Genomic DNA, 17731 nt, shown 5'->3' on the forward strand with positions numbered 1-17731 from the left:
GACCCCGTTGGCTCCTAACCGTGGAGGAAAACGTGTCCGACGACGCAGACGGTCCGCTCGTGTCCTACATTCTGGCGACCTACGGTCGGCCCGACGAGCTCAGAGACGCCGTCGACTCGATCGTCGACCAGACGTATCGGCCTCTCGAGATCGTCGTGGTGGGCGACACCAGCGACGAGGTCCGCCGGCTCTTCGAGTCGGGGGGCCGCTTCGACGAGGAGTGGATCCACTACCACCGAAACACCGAGCGACGCGGCCCGGGCTACGCCAAGAACATCGCTTACGAGCACGCGACCGGCGACATCGTCGTCCAGATCGACGACGACGCCACGCTCGTCGACGACGACGCGACCGAGACGGTGGTCTCGCTGTTCGAGGACCACGAGGACGTCGGCATCCTCGCGTTCCAGAGCCGGAACGCCGACACCGACGAGGTGAAACTCGACGAGACACCCGACCCGCCGGAGTTCCACATGACCCCGACCGAGCCCTACCGAGCGACCAACTTCGTCGGGGTCGGCTGTGCGTTCCGCCGGGCGGCGATCGAGGCGGCCGGCGGGCTCTACCCGGACAACTTCACCTACGGGTTCGAGGAGATGGATCTCTCGCTGCGCGTCCACGACACGGGCTACGACATCCTCTACACCCCGTCGATCGCGGTCGCCCACAAGAAGTCCCCGGGCGCGCGCCGCGAGACGACCGAGACGCAGGTGCGACTGGTCGAGAGCCGGATCAAGCTCGCGGTCCGGAATCTCCCGTGGCGCTACGTCGCGTTCACCGCGCTGGGGTGGTCGGTGTACGCGCTCGCGCTCACCCGGAGCCCGGCGGCGCTGGCGGCTGTCCTCCGGGGCGTCTACGAGGACCGCCGGGAGCTACTGGCCGAGCGACGCGTCGTCGACGATCGGACGATCGCCCGGATCAAGTCCCGGAAGACGATGCTTTACTTCTGGTGGTACGGACCCCACCCGGGCCGAATCCTGCCGCCGAACGGGAACCTCGACCGGCTGAAGTGGGAGGCCTGACCGGTCGGTCACTGGACGACCGGCGACGCGTCGACGTCGACTCGCGAGACCTCACGGTACAGATCGAGGTGCCGGCGCGCGATGGACTCCCACGAGAGCTCTTCTGCCATCCGGCGGCTGTTTCTCGCCATCCGGTCGCTCGCTTCGGGGTCGGTCAGAACCGACACGAGCGCCTCGGCGAGTCGCTCGGGGTCCTCGGGCGGGACCACGACCCCGGCGCCCGATCGCTCGACGAGTTCGGGGAAGTCGCCCGCCGACGTCGAGACGACCGGCTTGCCGAACGAGAAGGCGGTCGCTAGCGCGCCGCTGTGGCCCTTCGTCCCGTCCTGCTCGCGGTACGGGAGCGCGACGACCTCCGACCGAGCGAAAAAGCGCTTTACCTCCTCGTTGGGCACGAAGTAGTTGTGTATCTCGAAGCTCTCGGGGTGGTCGTCGATGATCGCCCGCGACCCCGCGGTGATGCGGCCGTCGCCGGCGACGAGGAGTTCGACGTCCGGGAGCTCGCGTTTCACCAGCGGGATCGCCTCGATCAGCGTGTCGAGGCCCTTCGGCGGGACGACGTTGCCGAAAAAAAGCACCGTGTTGGGCCGGGTCTCGACGTCGGTGTCCTCGCTGTCCCCGAACACCGAGTAGGCGCCGTGAGGGATGACCTCGATCCGGTCGCCCCCTCTGTTCTGGCGCCGGAGCGCTCGCTTCTGGTTTTCGGTGTGGACCACCACGCCGTCGACGTCGAGGTCGGGCAGGGCGCTGTTTATGAGTTCCTCGACGAACACCGGCGGTCGCGACAGCGAGAAGGGATCGCTTGGCACCTCGTGGTGGGTCACGACCAGCGGCCCCAGTTCGTCGATCCGGTGGAGCCACGAGAACAGTTTGACCTGCGGAAAGAGACCGGTGGTGATGTGGGTGACGTCGGTCTCGATCTCCGCGACGCGCTTCAGGTTGTTGTACGAGAGCAGTCCCCGGACGAACTCGACGGGGTCGACGTTCAGGTTGTAGAGGTTCGGCATCGAGACGCTGATCGAGCCGAACGCCTCCACGAGCTCGATCTCGTCGACGAACAGGTCGTCGGCGGTCGTCTCGGCCGGTTTCATCACCGTGACCTCGGCGTGTTCGGTCATGGCGTTGGCGAGTTCGGCGGTGTAGTGGGGCAGTCCCCCGGCGTTCTGTCCGATGACGTAGAGCACCTTCATGAGCTCAGAGGCTGATGGACTGCCGGAGGTGCGGGCCGACCAGCCGCGTCACCGGGATCGGGAGCTTCTTCCAGACGTCTTTGACCGGCTCGTAGGCGTCCTTTTCGGGGTGGGGAAGCTCCGCGGAGGGGTTCGGGAAGTAGTGGAGGTCGCTGTACCACGTCTTCTCGCCGCCGAAGCTCTTCTTGAACATGTAGACGCCCGACCCCTCGCGGGTCCGGCCGAACTCGTAGGCGTCGTAGTCGCTCTCGGCGGCCCACTCCATCGACTTCCAGACGAGGAGACTGCCGCCGTTCAGGTCGCGGTACTCGTAGTCGTTGACGACGCCCCACTGGGTGACCGTCGACCCGAGCGCGAGGTTGATCACGGCGTTCACGAGCACGCCGTCCTTCCGAAGCATCTCCATCCGGAGATTCCCGGACTCGCCGAGGGTCTCCCACAGCGTCCGGAAGAACGCGAACGAGTGGGGCGGGCTTCCGTGTCCGCGCACCGACCGCAGGTAGAGCCGGTAGTACTCTCGGAGGTCCGCGAGCGAGTCGCCGACGTCGTGGACCATCTCGGAGTCGGCCGCCTGCGTGATCTGGCGCCGTCGGCTCTCTTTGATTCTCTCCCACGCGTCGTCGGCGCTCGCGACCGGCGCCCGGAACGTGACGAATCGAGTCCGTTCCTCGAACCCCCGACGGGCGTCGGTGTCCCCGCCACGGAGGCTCACGAAGTCGACGTCGAGCGCCTCGGCCAGTTCCTTCGTCCGTTCGAGGAGAAACGACGCCACGTCGTCGTCGGTCCCGTCGGCGAGCAGGATCGACCCGCGCTCGCCGAACGGGGGCGACACCAGCTTCGACCCGAACAGCCGGCTCCGGACGTAGAACAGCGGCACCCCGCCGACGATCCGGTCGCCGTCTTTCGCGACCACGTACCACCGGTCGTGTCCGTACGTCTCGACGGCGTCTCCCCATCCCCAGAGCGCGAACGGCGACCCGTCGTTTCGGGCGACGAACGCGTCCCACGCCTCGGGATCGGCGCACCGTTCGGCGGTTAACTGCGCTTTCGCTTGCGATTGAACTGTCATAGTTTCACTCCAAATCGTTGGCCCCGACTGCTCGTTCGACGTCAGAACCGCCCGAATCGAGCAGAGCTTCCTGTTCGAGGACGCTCCGAGCCGTATTAAAGCTGAAGGCCGACAGCAGTCCGTCGAGCTTGGATTCGAGGCCCTCGACCCCGTGGAAGCTCACGAACCGCTTGTGGGGCCGAAGCGACTCGACCTCGATGGCGGGGTTGAACTCCCACGGGTGAAAGTAGAGGTTGGCGGGGATCCCCCGACGATTGAGCCGCCTGATCCCCCACTTCAGGAGGCGCTCGGGAAGCACCCGGCCGTAGAAGCCCCCGGCGATCGGGAGCCGGAGGACCGACCCGATCGCCGCCAGCGGCGACTCGACCAGCGACCGGAGCGCCTCGCGGTTCGATCCGATCCGGAACGGGTCGTCGACCGGGACGGTGTACGGCCGTCGCGGCGCGTCGGGCACGCCGTACATCGGCGTCTTGACCGGGAACACGCTCGAATCGTACCGGAACCCCGCCGACTCCAGAACGTCGAACGCCCACTCGGTCTCTCGGGTCACCGAGAAGTTGGGCGCGCGAAACCCCTCGGGCTCGACGCCGGTCGCGCGTTCGATCGCGCCCGAGGACCGTTCGAGTTCGGTCTCGAACGCGGCGGGCGAAAGCTCGAACAGCGGCGTGTGGGTGTGGCCGTGCGAGCCGATCTCGTGGCCCTCCGAGCGCACCCGGTCGATCAGGTCCGGGTACTCCTCGGCGACCTCGCCGACCACGAAGAACGTGGCGGTCACGCCGTGTTTTCTCAGCAGATTCAACACGATGTCGACCGACTCCTCGATCCGGTCGACTGGGTCCTCGAGGGCGGAACTGAGCAGGGTCGCGGAGTGCCAGTGTTCGAGATCGAAGCTTAGCACATTAGTTTTAGAAGTGCCATTGAAACTCGTCATGTGTCGGGTCGAAGATGTCGACTGATCCGAACATAAAGCTACGCATCGGGCGGCCGCAAGCGTTTAGCGCCGCGGTGTTGCGGAGAGTGCCATGAACCAACGAAGCCCGCTGTCGACCCTCGCGACGGCCGATTCGGTCGACAACGTCGTGGTGTTCGTCTCCGACGCGCTCCGGTTCGACTTCCTCCCCGAGTCCGTCCGCGAACTGGGGGTGACCGCGAAGGCGATCGCACCGAGCACGTTCACCGCGTCGGGACTCCCCTCGCTGTTGACCGGACAGTACCCCGCGACCCACAAAGTCTGGATGTTCGACGACCAGCTCCGCGAGCGACCCCCGTTGCTCCGAGAAGACGGCGTCGACGTCGGGTTCGACGCCGAGGGCGTGTGGATCAAGCTCCCGTCAGCGGAGAAACCGCCCCTGAAGATCCACCACGTCAAGACCGAATCGAAGCTCGCGGACGTGGCGTCGCCGTTCGTCCACGTCGTCCACGACATCGGCCCGCACGCGCCGTACGGCTTCGAGAACGACGTGTTCGATTCGACCAAGGAGTACTTCCGGAGCTACGAGCGCGACCGCCCCGCGCTGGTCGAACTCTATCGCCAGGACTGTCGGAACTCCGCAGAGCGGTTCCGGGCGATGTACGACCAACTCGTCGACCGGGGGCTCCTCGAAGACACGCTCGTCGTCTTCACCAGCGACCACGGTCAGTCGCTGGGCGAGTGGTCGAACGGCGGGCGGTTCGGTCACGGCCACCCCCTGTGTCCCGAGAACGTCGAGATTCCGGTCGTGTTCATGGGCGCGGGCCTCCCGGAGGGCGAGACCTACCCCGGGCTCGTGAGCGGGACCGACGTCGTCCCGACCGCGCTGTCGGCGCAGGGCCGGCGGGTCCCAGACGACGCCGACGGGCTCGACCTCTGGGAGGGCGTCCCGACTCCCGACCGGAAAGTCCGCTCGGACGTGTGGCAACACCTCGAAGTCGGCGCGCGCGGCTACGCGACCGACGTGTCGGTGTACGCCGCGACCTCGGCGTGGGACGACACCGGCGGCTACGTGTTCCACCGCCACTCGACCGCCGAGCGACTCGCCGCCACGTTCTACGACAACGTCTTCCGGGGCTACGGGCCGGCGTGGCGCCACAATGCCACGCTCGGGAAGGCGGTCGCCCTGTTCAATCTCATGGTCGCCGAGAGCCTGACCTACCGGACCCCGGAGTTCTCGGAGGCAGAGGCGAGGCGTGCAGTCCCCGACGAGTTCGAGGAGGCCGCCCACGAGTTCGCCGACGCGTCGCTCAGCGGCGATCAGGAGTCCCAGCTTCGGGATCTCGGCTACCTCCAGTAGCGGCCGGTGTGCGGGCGGCGTCTCACCCGGAAATCCCCGTTTCGCCTTAGCTACCCTATCTTTCAGCCGTCACATTAATCACCGCCAGTGTGGTCGGATGGGTCGTATGAACCACCGAGCCGGCGAGTCTGCGGTCGTCCCGGCACCGTTCGGCCCCCACGGTCTGGCCTGCGTGCGGTCGCTCAGTCGCCGCGGCGTCCGCACGGTCGTGGCCGCCGAGAGCGACGCCGACCTCACCAGCGCCTCGAAGTACTGCGACGAGTCGGTCGCGGTCCCCTCGCCCCACGAGGACGTGCTGGCGTACAAGGACGCGCTCCTGTCGCTGGCGGCGCGGTCGGACGTGCGCGCGGTGATACCGAACCGCGAGGAAGACGTGTACGTGCTGGCGAAGTACCGCGAGGAGTTTGCGACCCACGTCTCGCCGCTCTGGCCGGAGTTCGAGACGCTCCGGACGGCCCACGACAGGGTCCGACTCGCGGCGGCCGCCGAGGAAGCCGGGGTTGCCGTCCCCGAGACCCTGCTCCTCGACGACGTCGGCGCGGCCGAGTCGGAGCTGTTCGTCAAACCCCGGTATCCGATCCTCATCGCGGACTACGAGAGCACCTACGCCCCCACCGAGTGCGACCCGCGGAATCGGACCCAGTATCTCCGGTCGGGCGAGCGGCCGAACCGCGAGGCCATCGTCGCGGAGATGAACCACGTCCCGATCGCACAGGAGTTCGTCCGGGGCGGCGGCGAGGAGTACGCCTTCTTCGCGCTGTACGATCGGGGCGAGCCGGCCGCGACGTTCCAGCACCGCCAGCTCCGCGGGGAGACCTACGCCGGCGGCGCGAGCGTCTACCGCGAGTCGGTCGACATCCCGGCGCTCGACCGAGCCGGCCGGGCGCTGTTCGACCACCTCGGGTGGCACGGGATCGGCGAGGCGGAGTTCCTCAGAGACCCCGAGACGGGCGAGTTCAAGCTGATGGAGGTCAACCCCCGGATGTGGGCGTCGCTGTCGTGTGCGATCGAGGCCGGCGTCGACTTCCCGTACTACTTCTGGCAGGTGTCGAACGGGGTCGCCGGCCCGTTCGAGGACGACTACGCCGAGGGGATCGGGACCCACTCGCTGTTCGGCGAGCTCAAGTATCTCCGGAGCGTGATCGCCGGCGACTCCTCGCACGTCCCCAGACCTTCGGCCGGGTCGGCGATCAGGGACGTGGTCGCGTCGTGTCTCGCCCAGCCGAACTTCGAGTACTTCCGGCTCGACGATCCCGAGCCGTTCGTCCGCGGCCTGCTCGACGTGAGCCCGTTCGACAAGTAGCAGGGCCGCTCGACGCCGGCCGGCGAGCAACGCAGTCGTCTACCTCGCCCGGTTCGGGGCCCACACGTTGATCCGCCTCAACGACCGTACGTAGTACATGACCCGATCGACGACGGAGTCGGTGTTGCTCTCGGCGAAGTACTCGCCGTCGTGTTATGCGTGTCTGCGGTCGCTCGCCGAGCGCGGCGTCCGCACCGTCGTCGTCTCGCCCCACGAGGGCGTCCCGGCGTTCGCGTCCAGGTACTGCGAGGAGTCGATCGTGGTGCCGTCGCCGAACGACGACCTGCTGGCGTACAGAGACGCGTTGCTGTCGGTCGCCGACCGCCCCGAGGTGGCCGCCTTCGTCCCCATCTGGGAGGAAGACGCCTACCTGCTCGGAAAGTACGGCGAGGCGTTCGGCGCCCGGGTCGGCGGCGCGTGGCCCGACTTCGAGACGCTCCGGTCCGTTCAGGACCGACTCCGACTGGCGGAGGTCGCCGCCGACGCGGGCGTGGCCGTCCCGGCGACCCAGTCGTTCGACGACGTCGACGACTGGGACCGCGAGCGCATCCTCAAGTCGCGGTACAACCTCCTCGCCGGCGAGTACGTCGACTCGTTCTCGGAGCGAGACGCCGAACTCAACAAGACGCTGAAGTACCTCGCGCCCGGCGAAGAGCCCGACCCCGAGACCGTCTACGCGGCGCTAAACCACGTCCCGATCGCTCAGGAGACCGTCACCGGGGGCGCCGACGAGTACGCGTTCATCGCGCTGTACGACCGGGGCGAGCCGGTCGCGACGTACCAGAAACACCAGATCCGGGCCAAGACCTACGCCGGCGGGACCAGCGTCTACCGGGAGTCGGTGGCGGTCCCGGCGCTCGAACGGGCCGGCCGGGCGTTGCTCGACGAGCTCGACTGGCACGGTCTCGCGGAGGTGGAGTTCCTCAGAGACCCCGAGACGGGCGAGTTCGAGCTGATGGAGGTCAACCCCCGGATGTGGGCGTCGGTCGCGTGCGCGATCGAGGCCGGTGCCGATTTCCCGTACTACTACTGGCGGCTCGCGACCGGCGAGGCCGACGGGATCGACGACGAGTACGCGGTCGGGACGGGGAACCACTCGCTGTTCGGCGAACTCCAGCACCTCTCGAGCGTGCTCCGGGACGACTACCCCGACGTCGAGCGACCGGCGTTCGACCGGCGACTCTGGGAGATCGCCGCCTCGTGTTACAGCCAGCCCAACTTCGACTACCTCCGGCTCGACGACCCCGGCCCGTTCGTCCGGGGCGTGCGCGACGCCGTTCGGCTCTGACGGTCGTGGCGCCCGAGTCCGGGCGCTCGGAGACCGACGCGCTCGACGACGGGCGAAACCGGGAGACCGGACCCGGAGACCGGTTCGTCTTCGCGGCGCGTCCCGTTGTTCTTACCCCGATCGGCGCGAGACGATGGTATACGTTCTTTGCTCTCTGCGACGATGCTCACCTACATGGGAGAGAGAATGGGGGATGCGGTACTGCTGCCCGCGAAGTATTCGCCGTCGTGTTACGCGTGTCTGCGGTCGCTCGCCAAGCGCGGCATCCGCACCGTCGTCGTCTCGGCGAAAGGGAGCGTGCCGGCGTTCGCGTCCCGGTACTGCGACGAGGCGCTGACGGTCCCGTCGCCCGACGAGGACCTGCTCGCGTACCGCGACGCACTGTTGTCGATCGCGGCGCGGCCCGAGGTGAAGACGTTCGTTCCGACCGGCGAGGTCGACGCGTATCTGCTGGCGAAGTACAGCGACGAGTTCGAGGCCCACGTCACCGGAGTGTGGCCCGACCTCGACCGGCTCCGGCGGGTCCACGACCGACTGCTGTTGGCCGAGGCCGCCGAGGCCGCGGGGGTGCCGTTTCCGGAGACTCAGTCGTTCGACGACGTCGACGACTGGGACCGCGAACTGGTCATCAAGTCGCGGTACAACCTCCTCGCCGGCGAGTACCTCGACTCGCTGTCGGAGCGAGACGCCGAACTCAACAAGACGCTGAAGTACCTCCCGCCCGGCGAGCGACCCGATCGGGAGGCCATCCTCGCGGAGATGAACCACGTCCCGATCGTCCAGGAGTGCGTGCCCAAGCGCGGCGAGTACCTGTTCGGCGCGCTGTACGACCGGGGCGAGCCGGCCGCGACGTTCCAGCACCGCCAGATCCGCGGGGAGACCTACGCCGGCGGCGGCGGGTCCTACCGCGAGTCGGTCGACATCCCGGCGCTCGAGGAGGTCGGCCGGGCGTTGCTCGACGAACTCGACTGGCACGGGCTGGCCTGCATCGAGTACATGGAGGACGCAGAGACCGGGGAGTTCGTGCTCACCGAGATCAACCCCCGGATGTGGCGGTCGCTGGCGTTCGCGGTGGCGGCCGGCGCCGACTTCCCGTACTACTACTGGCAGCTCGCGAACGGCGAGGCCGACCGCTTTGGCGACGGCTACGAGGTCGGCGTCGGCGGCCACTACCTCCACGGCGAGCTGACCTACCTCCGGAGCGTGCTCCGCGACGAGTACCCGAACGTCGAACGACCCCCGGTCGGCCAGACGGTGTGGGAGATCGCCGCCTCGTGTTACGACCAGCCCAACTTCGACTACCTCCGGCTCGACGACCCCGGCCCGTTCATCCGGGGCGTCCGCAGTACGATCCCGATGTGAGCGTCGGCCGGCCGATCGAATCGGGGAAAAGACGCTAATACCCGGGCGTCGTGCGTCTGCCAACGGCAGTTGGTGGGTGGATATGAGTCACACAACGTCGAGAGTAGCTTCCGGTGAGACGATCGCATCGACGCGCGACCGCGCGGCGCGAGCGGCCCGCTCGCCGGCCGCGCCGGGGGGCGGCTCCTGACCGATGGATCTCGGCCACTCGACCTTCCGGCTGTTCCTCTCGAAGGGCGGGAACGCGATCCTCTACTTTCTGGGGCTCGCGTACTTCTCGCGCCACCTGACGCCCGACGAGATGGGGGCGTTCGTCCTCTTTCTCGCGGTGCTCGGGATCTCCTCGATCCCCGCGGACTTCGGGATCAAGGGCGCACTCGAAAAGCGGCTGAGCGAGGGGACCGACCCCGAGAAGACGCTCGGCTCCGCGCTGGCGTTCAAGGCGGTCACGCTCGCGGCCGTCGCGACGATCGTTCTCGCCGTCCGGGGCCACATAAACCACTACATCGGCGCGCCGCTGGCGGAACTGCTGGTCGCGGCGCTGTTCTTCCGGGAGTTTTCGTTCGCGTATCTCTCGGCGCTCCGGGGCCGGCTTCGGGTCGCCGAGACCGCCGTCATCAAACTCACCGTGCGGTTCGTCTGGATGGTCGGGGGCGCGGTGTTGGTCACCGCGGGCTTCGGCCCGGAGGGACCGATCATCGGGCTGATCGCGGGGCTGGCGGTCGGGCTCGTCTGGGCGTACCGGCGCCTCGACGTCGGGATCGGCCGCCCGTCGCTCGACCACGTCCGGTCGCTGGTGGCGTTCTCGAAGTACAACACCGTCACCTCGGTCGGCGGCCGGTTCTACCAGTGGGTCGACATCGCCATCATCGGCTTCCTGCTGACCCAGCTCGACGTCAGCGCCTACGAGTTCGCGTGGCAGATCACCCTGCTCGTGCTCATGCTGAGCAAGTCGATCTCGCTGTCGATCTTCCCTCAGATAAGCCAGTGGGACGCCGAGTCGGCGACCGACCACATCGAGACCACCGTCTCGAAGGCGATCGGGGTCGTCCTGTTCGTCTCGGTGCCCGCCATCGTCGGCGTCCAGATCTACGGCGCCGAGCTCCTCCGGGTGGCGTTCGGCCCGGAGTACGCGTTCGCCACGACGGTGCTTGTCGTCCTGATGGTCGAGAAGCTCATCCAGTCGTTCAACGACATCGTCGAGGCGTCGGTCCGGGCGATCGACCGGCCGGAGCTCGCCGCGAAGGCGACCGTGATCTCGGTCGGGCTCAACCTCGTCCTGAACCCGGTCCTGATCCTGTGGGTCGGGCTGGTGGGCGCCGCGATCGCGACCGCCGTCACCGGCCTCCTCAACACCGCGTTACATTACCGGTATCTCACGCGGTTCATCTCGGTCGACGTTCCGTTCCGGCTGGTCGGCTGGTACGGCCTCGCCTCGTGTGTGATGGGCGGGCTGTTGCTCGGGATTAGACACCTCGTGCCCGTCACCGGCGTGATCACGCTCGTGGCGGAGGTCGGGCTCGGCGTCGTGATCTATCTCGCGGTCTCGCTCGCGATCCCGGACGTGCGCCGACGCATCCTTCGGCCGGGGCTCCGGGTGCTCGGCGCCCAGCTCGGGGTCGGGGCCGACGGGGAGGGCCGGCGATTCTGAGCCGACCCGGTGCGCCCGACCCTCGTGGCAACAACATATATATTCACCCCTACCGTTTGATCGATACACTTTCTCTCGGTCGGCCGGACCCGATCGGGCGGTCGCGGATATCTTCGAGTGAGGAACCTGATACATGAGAGCTACTGTCGAGAGGATGGCACGTTCGGTGGACAGCGGCGTCGTCGCGTTCGGTGGGGTCGTGCTCGGACTACTGGCGGTGTTTTGGGCGACCCCTGCGTTACAGGATGTCGGGGCGCTCGTCCCGGCCGTCCGGGCGTTCGCGGGGCTCTTCCTGATACTGTTCGCTCCCGGGGCGTTGCTGGCGCGACTGGTCGGCATCCGGCCCGACCGATTCGGCGTGTTCGCGCTGTTCGCGATCACCCTCAGTTTCGGCGTCCTGACCCTGCTGAACCTCTTCGTCAGCTTCGTGTTGGCGCCGCTGGGCGTCGCCGAGCCCCTCTCGTTCCTGCCGCTTGCGGGCGTGCTGTCGGCCGTCCTCGCGGCGCTGTTGGCGGCCATCCACGTCACCGGGACCTCGATGTCGATCCCTCCGATTCGACTCCGCGGCTCGCCGGCGGTCGTTCTCGGGCTGGTCGCGCTCCCCGGACTCGCGGCCGCGGCCGTGATCGGCGTCGACCAGTTCGGCACCAACCTCGGGATGTTCGCGCTCCTCGGCGGGGTGATCGCGGTCACGCTACTGGCGGCGACGCGGCTGGTCCCGGGGTCGCTCGCGCCGCTGGCGGTGTTCAGCGTCTCGCTGTCGGTCCTGTTGCACCGAAACCTCCTGACCGACCACGTCGTCGGCGCCGACATTCAGGCGTCGTACTTCCTGTCGGACCTCCTGTTGGACACCCACTACTGGGCGCCCGACATGGGCGGGTCGATGATGAGCCTCTCGGTGGTCACCTCGGTTCCGGCGTCGATCACGATGCTGACCGGCCTCGACCTCGCCACCACGTACAAGGTCGTCTACGTGTTCCTGTTCTCGCTGGTACCAGTCGGGCTCTTCTACGTCAACAGCCGGGTGTTCGACGACCGGATCGCGCTGTTCGGGAGCCTGTTTTTCGTCTTCTACCACGGCTCGTTTTACTTCACGCCCGGCAAACAGCTCATGTCCGAGCTTGTGGTCGTCGCGATGCTCCTGTTGGTCGTCTACGAGGGCGTCGACACCGTCGGACTGAAGGCCGCGCTGGGGATCTTCGCGGCGACGCTGATCTCGGCTCACTACGGGATGACCTACGCGATCGGTCTGTCGCTACTCGCGGCGGTCGCCGGGCTCGGAATCGTCCGGCGGCTAGGCGGGGACTTCGACCACGACCTCTCGATCTGGCAGCCGGTCGTCCTGCTCGGGGCCGCGACCGCCTTCTACGCGTACAGCGCGCCCGATCTGGTCGATCGGCTCGGGGCGCTCCCGTTCGGGATCGTCGACCAGCTCGTGACGCTCGCGATCACCGGCGCCGTTCCGGGCTCGGGGGCCAGCTACGTCTCGGGCGAGACCGGGCTCCTCGACTCGCTCCGGCTGTACCTGTACCTCCTGCTAACGGGGCTGATCGGGCTCGGGCTGGCCCGGGACGTCCTCGGGCGACTCGACCGAATCCGGACCGGCGCCGACCCCGGGTACGTCGAGTACGCCGCGCTGGCGGTCCCGCTGTTCGCGTTTCTCGGCTCGTCGTACTTCGTCATCGCCAACCTCTGGGCCGACCGGGTGTACCAGCTCGTGCTGACGATCCTCGCGCCGTACGCGGCGGTCGGGGTCGCCACCGTGTTCGGCGGCGCCGGCGCCGTCCTCGACCGTGCGAGCGCGGCGCTCGGCCGGACGAGCCGAGCCGCGAGCGACGGCGGCGTCCGGCGACGGCTCGGAGGCGCCCACTGGACCCTGCTGGCGGTCGTGCTGGCCGCGGTGCTCGCGCTCAACTCGGGACTGGCGTTCGCGCTCGTCGGGACCGCCGACGCGTCCGGGTTCAACGCCGAGACCAACGACCTGACGTTCAACGGACCAGAGCGCGAGGCCGCCGACTGGCTGGTCGACAACGCCACCGCCATCGAACGCTACGACCGGCTGGGCGCCGACGACGGCGCGGCGACGCTCCCGATCTACACCGAGCCGAGGAGCTACCAGCTGTTCCGAGCGGTCGCCCTCCCGGGGTACACCAACGTCGAAATCCGGTATCTAAAGAGTCAGTGGCGGCCGACGGTGTTCCCCGCGGAGGTCGAGGAGGGGTACGTCTTCGTTCGCCAGCGGAGCGTCGACCCCGACGCGCGGTCGGCCGACCTCCCGCCGTCGATGCTCTCGGGGAGCACCGTCGGGAACCTCTCGGGCCCCCGAAACGTGGTGTACGCGAGCGAGTCGGCCCGGATCATGGACTCGAACACGACCGCGGTCCCGTGACCGACGCGGCGCGTTCGCGACGGGCGCGGTACGAAAAGAGCGATAGTGGCCGACGACCTCACCGAACGGGGTCGGTCTCGACCGCGGGGACCTTGTCGAAGTACTTGTTGAGGCTGTGGAGGATGATCCCGACCAGACAGACGAGTAGTCCGACGAAGATGAAAAACGCGGCCAGAACCGCCCGGCTCACGGGGAAGTAGCTCGCCTGAATGTAGTGGAGAAACCCCCAGTAGCCGAACCCGACACCGATGAAGGTGAGTACCGACCCCGGGAGCGCGAGGGCGGTGAGCGGCCGCGTGCGCTCGATCGTGTTGAGCAGGTTCATCACGAGGACGTAGCCGTGGGACACCGGGTTGTGACTGCTCGCGCCCTCGACGTCGTAGTCGATGACCGTGCCGACCTCCTCGATCCGGTAGCCCCGCTGTTGGGCGTGGTAGAGGATGTCGGTGCTGATGCTCATGTGGTCGCCGAGCGTGCGGTCCTGAGCGAGGCTCTCGATCGCGCGCTCGTCGTACGCCCGGAACCCGCTCTGGGTGTCGCTGACTCGGGACTCGGCCTTCACCACCCCGAGGCTCAGATTCGTGAGGACGTTCACCACCGAGAGCCCGAAGCGCCGATACAGCGGGATGTCCGTCCGGGCGTCGCCGACGAACCGACTCCCGATGAGGACCTCCGCGCCGGTCTCGTCCTGGCACTCGATCAGTCGAGCGATGTCGTCGGCGTTGTGCTGGCCGTCGCCGTCGATGGTCACGAGGTGTTCGACCCCCCGGTCGTGGGCCTCGACGAACGCCGTCTTCAGCGCGGCGCCGTACCCCCCGTTGGTCTCGTGCTGGACGACCTCGGCGCCGGCGGCCTCGGCGACGGCCGCGGTGTCGTCGGCGCTCCCGTCGTCGACGACCAGCACCGTGTCGGCGTTCCGGCGGACCGACCGGACGACCTCCCCGATCGAGCCCGCCTCGTTGTACGCCGGGATGGCGACCAGAACGTCGGCGTCGGTCTCGCTCGCCGAGTCGCGGGTCGGGGCCGGCACGGTGAACGCGGCGCTCGACCGGAACGCCTCGCGGCTCCGCTCGTAGTTGATGCACTCTTCGGGCGAGTCGTGAAACAGGAGGCCGGGGAATCCGCGCGCGCGAGCCATCGTCGCCACCACGTTCCGGAGGACGTCCTCGTCGCCCGATCCGTCGTCGGTCGCGACCGTCTCCGCGCCGAGCTGGCGAGCCAGACGTGCCGATTCGGGCTCGTCTCGGCCGTCGTACCCGACGAACACGGCGTGACCGTGTTCTCTGGCGAGGGCGGCGACCCGGACGATGGCGTCAGTGTTGTCTCCCGTCGCGATGACCCCGATCGCCGGGTGATCCAGGGCCGACTCCTCGTACTCACTGACAGTTTCCATCAATTCTCGCAAGGAATTTTCCCGCCGACGGCCTTTGTTATGAACCAGCTACCCGAACGTCCAGTTTACTGTACTATTCTGTGTGTAATTATGTCGGCGGAAACGCCGAATTACACCTGTCCGGTCCCAAATAAATAGGTCGTGGAGTCGGCCTGCCGCTCGCGGTCGGACACCTATCAGCGACCGAACCGTCGGCCGGGACGACGACGCCGGTGAAACGATCGCGACCGTCGGCGTGACCGCCGGTTCCGGCCGCGATCCGGCGGCGTCCCGACGCGGCGGGCAGGAGCCTTATTAGGGCGTGTCTCGTCAGAGACCGAGAAGATGGTCCTCGACAGAGTCGCGGCGTGGGTCGCCAGCGCGTTCGACATAAACGGCCGACACAGCGCCGCGGTGAACGCGCTCGTCCTCGTGGTCGCGATCGCCGGGATCGCCGGCGTCGGCTACACCGCCGCGGTCTCGGAAGGCACCCACGAGTACACCGAGTTCTACCTGCTGGCCGAAAACGAGTCGGGCGAACTGGTCGCCCAGGGGTATCCGGCGTCAATCCAGTCCGAACGGCCAAACGAGTTCCACGTCGGGGTCGAGAACCACCGGAGCGAGCCGACGACCTACTCGGTCGTCGTGAAACTCCAGCGGATGTACACCGCCAACGAGACGCCGGAGGTGCTCGAAGAGGAGACCGTCACCGTCGATCGAGTCCCGCTGGCGGCCGACGCCGGCACCGTCGAGCGACTCAACGTCTCTCCGGAGATGCGGGGCTCTGACATGCGCTTGCGATTCTTGCTCTATCCCGACGATCCGCCCGAGAACGCCTCGATCGAGACCGCCTCCCACGAGACCCACCTCTGGCTGAACGTCACCGCGCCCGCCGAGAGCGACGCCACCGCGTCCGCGGGCCTGCCGTCGCGGTAGCGGCCCTCAGTTGGCCGACAGCCGGCGATACGCCAGCCGGGGCGCTTCGAGCACCGCTCGCAGTCCGGGGCGGCCGTCGGCGATCCACAGCCCGATCATGAGCGCGCCGAGCCCGAACTCGATCGCGGTGAAGGCCGAGAGTTCGAGCGTCGCCAGTTGGGCCGCGAAACTCTTCTCGCCGTAGTCGATCGCGGGCAACACGGGCCACCCGAGGAAGGTGACGTAGTAGTACTCGCCCGCGAGAAACGGACCGATCGCGTCGCCGAACAGGTGAACCAGATAGCCGACCCCGAACGCCGTCGAGACTCGGGCGTGGCCGTACCGACGCAGGACGAACCGGATCGCGAGGACGAGCACGACCGCCGTGAAGATCGAGTGGGCCAGCGACCGGCCGTTCGGGATGACGCCGAACGTCCACGCGAGGGGTTTGTCGACGAGGTCCGGAAACTGGGTGCCGACGGCCAGCGCGAGCGTCGGATAGTCCCTGAGTCGTTCGCCCGAGACCCGAACGAGCAGCGAGTACGCCAGATACCCCGTCGCAAGATGTCCCCATGGCCACATTGGTCCTCCGTACGCCGCAACGACGCATAGGCCTTCGGGGCCGTCTAGTCGCCGAGACGACCGGCGCCACCGCGCGGTTTCCGTCCGGTAACCGCCTAACTGTGTGGTTAGCGAGCACTTATGAGTAACTGTGAGTAAGTAGGTTACAGAAGGTGACTCAAAAGATGACCACGAGTTCGGACGACGCGGACCGAGCGGCGTACGACGTCGCCGTCGTCGGCGGCGGGCCCGCGGGACTCACGACGGCGCTGTACGCGACGCGACTCGGCCACGAGACAGCGGTGTTCGACCGCGGCGGCGGCCGAGCCGCGATGATGCGAGACACCCACAACGTCGTCGGCGTCCCCGAGTCGGTCTCGGGCAACGAGTTCCTCCGGACCGCGATCGACCAACTCGAAGGCTACGGCGCGAGCTACGAGCGGGCCTTCGTCACCGGGATCGACGAGGCCGACTCGTCGCGACGGTTCGAGCTCGAAACGACCGACGGGACGGCGTTCGCCGACCGGATCGTGCTCGCGACCGGGCTCGGCGACGGACGGCCCGACCCGCCGCTTGCCCGCACGGGTCGGGGTCTCCACTACTGTCTGCACTGTGATGCGTACATGTTCGTCGACGAGCCGGTGTACGTCATGGGGGCCGGCGAGTCGGCCGCCCGCGTCGCGATGATCATGCTCAACTTCACCGACGACGTCGACCTGCTGTTGCGGGGTGACGATCCCGAGTGGAGCGGGGAGACCGACCGCCAGCTCCGGGCCCATCCGGTCGATATCGTCGAGTCGGACGTGGTCGGGGTCACCAACGGCGAGGACGGGTGGTTAGAGAGCCTCGCGTTCGCCGACGGCACCGAGCGCGAGTACGCCGGCGGGTTCGCGATGTACGGCGCCGACTACAACAACGACCTCGCCGCGAGCCTCGGCGTCGAGATCGACGACGACGGGGCGGTCGTGGTCGACGACCACGGTCGGACGAGCCGCGACGGCGTGTACGCGGTCGGCGACCTCACGCCCGGCCACAACCAGATCCCGGTCGCGATGGGCCAGGGCGCGAAGGCGGGGCTCGCGATCCACAAGGACCTCCGGACCTACCCCAAACCGCTCTCGGAGATCGACGGCGAGGTCGAACCGACCGACGTTCCCGCGATGCCCGAGTCGCTCCGGAGCCGGGCCGCGAGCCGCGCCGACGCCGACGACTGATCCGGCCCGGCGATCCGACGCCCACCGGTCTTTCGGAAGCGATCGCGTCTTCGACGAGGCTCACTCGTCTCGGTTTGCGCGTCGCCGAACCCGATGCTGTTCTTTGCGGGCATTTCTGCGCGATA

The 17731-nt window shown here is 67.9% G+C and carries 14 protein-coding genes; 9 read left to right on the forward strand and 5 right to left on the reverse strand.

Features of this window, described 5'->3' with window-relative positions:
• The first annotated feature begins 32 nt into the window (after positions 1-32).
• Positions 33-1022 (forward strand): glycosyltransferase family 2 protein, encoded by a 990-nt coding sequence (locus tag EPY72_RS02085; protein WP_135805410.1) that lies wholly within the window; start codon positions 33-35, stop codon positions 1020-1022.
• Positions 1023-1030: 8 nt separating this feature from the next.
• On the opposite strand, the gene EPY72_RS02090 is transcribed toward EPY72_RS02085, so the two are convergent.
• The 3 genes from EPY72_RS02090 to EPY72_RS02100 are packed head-to-tail and all read right to left on the reverse strand — an operon-like array spanning position 1031 to position 4179.
• On the reverse strand, positions 1031-2212 hold the full coding sequence (locus EPY72_RS02090; RefSeq protein WP_135805411.1) for a glycosyltransferase family 4 protein: 1182 nt from the start codon (positions 2210-2212) through the stop codon (positions 1031-1033).
• A 4-nt stretch (positions 2213-2216) separates the two neighbouring features.
• Positions 2217-3281: a GNAT family N-acetyltransferase gene (locus EPY72_RS02095; protein ID WP_135805412.1), complete on the reverse strand. Its 1065-nt coding sequence runs from the start codon at positions 3279-3281 to the stop codon at positions 2217-2219.
• 4 nt (positions 3282-3285) lie between these two features.
• Positions 3286-4179 carry a polysaccharide deacetylase family protein gene (locus EPY72_RS02100; protein ID WP_244605506.1) on the reverse strand — a complete coding sequence of 298 codons (894 nt, stop codon included), beginning with the start codon at positions 4177-4179 and terminating at the stop codon, positions 3286-3288.
• 124 nt (positions 4180-4303) lie between these two features.
• Here EPY72_RS02100 and EPY72_RS02105 point away from each other — a divergent pair, with 124 nt between their 5' ends.
• From EPY72_RS02105 to EPY72_RS02130, 6 genes are all read left to right on the forward strand, one after another.
• Positions 4304-5551, forward strand: a complete 1248-nt coding sequence (locus EPY72_RS02105) for a sulfatase-like hydrolase/transferase (protein ID WP_135805413.1) — start codon at positions 4304-4306, stop codon at positions 5549-5551.
• 106 nt (positions 5552-5657) lie between these two features.
• Entirely contained in the window at positions 5658-6854 is a 1197-nt protein-coding gene (locus tag EPY72_RS02110; RefSeq protein ID WP_134670875.1) for a carboxylate--amine ligase, read from the forward strand.
• Between the two features lie 97 nt (positions 6855-6951).
• Complete coding sequence (locus EPY72_RS02115; protein WP_135805414.1) at positions 6952-8142, forward strand: carboxylate--amine ligase; 1191 nt, start codon at positions 6952-6954, stop codon at positions 8140-8142.
• 174 nt (positions 8143-8316) lie between these two features.
• Complete coding sequence (locus EPY72_RS02120; protein ID WP_134670877.1) at positions 8317-9504, forward strand: carboxylate--amine ligase; 1188 nt, start codon at positions 8317-8319, stop codon at positions 9502-9504.
• Between the two features lie 193 nt (positions 9505-9697).
• Positions 9698-11155 (forward strand): flippase, encoded by a 1458-nt coding sequence (locus tag EPY72_RS02125; protein WP_134670878.1) that lies wholly within the window; start codon positions 9698-9700, stop codon positions 11153-11155.
• A 154-nt stretch (positions 11156-11309) separates the two neighbouring features.
• Entirely contained in the window at positions 11310-13544 is a 2235-nt protein-coding gene (locus EPY72_RS02130) for a DUF2206 domain-containing protein (protein WP_168215989.1), read from the forward strand.
• A gap of 58 nt (positions 13545-13602) precedes the next feature.
• On the opposite strand, the gene EPY72_RS02135 is transcribed toward EPY72_RS02130, so the two are convergent.
• Positions 13603-14937, reverse strand: coding sequence for a glycosyltransferase family 2 protein (locus EPY72_RS02135; RefSeq protein WP_134670880.1), 1335 nt, complete (start codon positions 14935-14937; stop codon positions 13603-13605).
• Between the two features lie 324 nt (positions 14938-15261).
• Here EPY72_RS02135 and EPY72_RS02140 point away from each other — a divergent pair, with 324 nt between their 5' ends.
• Complete coding sequence (locus tag EPY72_RS02140; RefSeq protein WP_135805416.1) at positions 15262-15852, forward strand: DUF1616 domain-containing protein; 591 nt, start codon at positions 15262-15264, stop codon at positions 15850-15852.
• A 6-nt stretch (positions 15853-15858) separates the two neighbouring features.
• On the opposite strand, the gene EPY72_RS02145 is transcribed toward EPY72_RS02140, so the two are convergent.
• A complete protein-coding gene (locus EPY72_RS02145) occupies positions 15859-16413 on the reverse strand; it encodes a metal-dependent hydrolase (protein WP_135805417.1) in 555 nt (184 codons plus the stop codon).
• Between the two features lie 164 nt (positions 16414-16577).
• On the opposite strand from EPY72_RS02145, the gene EPY72_RS02150 reads away from it, so the two are divergent.
• Complete coding sequence (locus tag EPY72_RS02150; protein WP_135805418.1) at positions 16578-17606, forward strand: NAD(P)/FAD-dependent oxidoreductase; 1029 nt, start codon at positions 16578-16580, stop codon at positions 17604-17606.
• Positions 17607-17731 lie beyond the last annotated feature (125 nt).

The organism is Halorussus marinus (assembly GCF_004765795.1).
Lineage (GTDB): Archaea > Halobacteriota > Halobacteria > Halobacteriales > Haladaptataceae > Halorussus > Halorussus marinus.

Coding starts and splice junctions, on each gene's coding strand:
- EPY72_RS02130 (WP_168215989.1), top strand. CDS start 11,310: ATGGCACGTTCGGTGGACAGCGGCGTCGTCGCGTTCGGTGGGGTCGTG.
- EPY72_RS02110 (WP_134670875.1), top strand. CDS start 5,658: ATGAACCACCGAGCCGGCGAGTCTGCGGTCGTCCCGGCACCGTTCGGC.
- EPY72_RS02120 (WP_134670877.1), top strand. CDS start 8,317: ATGGGAGAGAGAATGGGGGATGCGGTACTGCTGCCCGCGAAGTATTCG.
- EPY72_RS02150 (WP_135805418.1), top strand. CDS start 16,578: ATGACCACGAGTTCGGACGACGCGGACCGAGCGGCGTACGACGTCGCC.
- EPY72_RS02145 (WP_135805417.1), bottom strand. CDS start 16,413: ATGTGGCCATGGGGACATCTTGCGACGGGGTATCTGGCGTACTCGCTG.
- EPY72_RS02140 (WP_135805416.1), top strand. CDS start 15,262: ATGGTCCTCGACAGAGTCGCGGCGTGGGTCGCCAGCGCGTTCGACATA.
- EPY72_RS02125 (WP_134670878.1), top strand. CDS start 9,698: ATGGATCTCGGCCACTCGACCTTCCGGCTGTTCCTCTCGAAGGGCGGG.
- EPY72_RS02105 (WP_135805413.1), top strand. CDS start 4,304: ATGAACCAACGAAGCCCGCTGTCGACCCTCGCGACGGCCGATTCGGTC.
- EPY72_RS02095 (WP_135805412.1), bottom strand. CDS start 3,281: ATGACAGTTCAATCGCAAGCGAAAGCGCAGTTAACCGCCGAACGGTGC.
- EPY72_RS02135 (WP_134670880.1), bottom strand. CDS start 14,937: ATGGAAACTGTCAGTGAGTACGAGGAGTCGGCCCTGGATCACCCGGCG.
- EPY72_RS02090 (WP_135805411.1), bottom strand. CDS start 2,212: ATGAAGGTGCTCTACGTCATCGGACAGAACGCCGGGGGACTGCCCCAC.
- EPY72_RS02115 (WP_135805414.1), top strand. CDS start 6,952: ATGACCCGATCGACGACGGAGTCGGTGTTGCTCTCGGCGAAGTACTCG.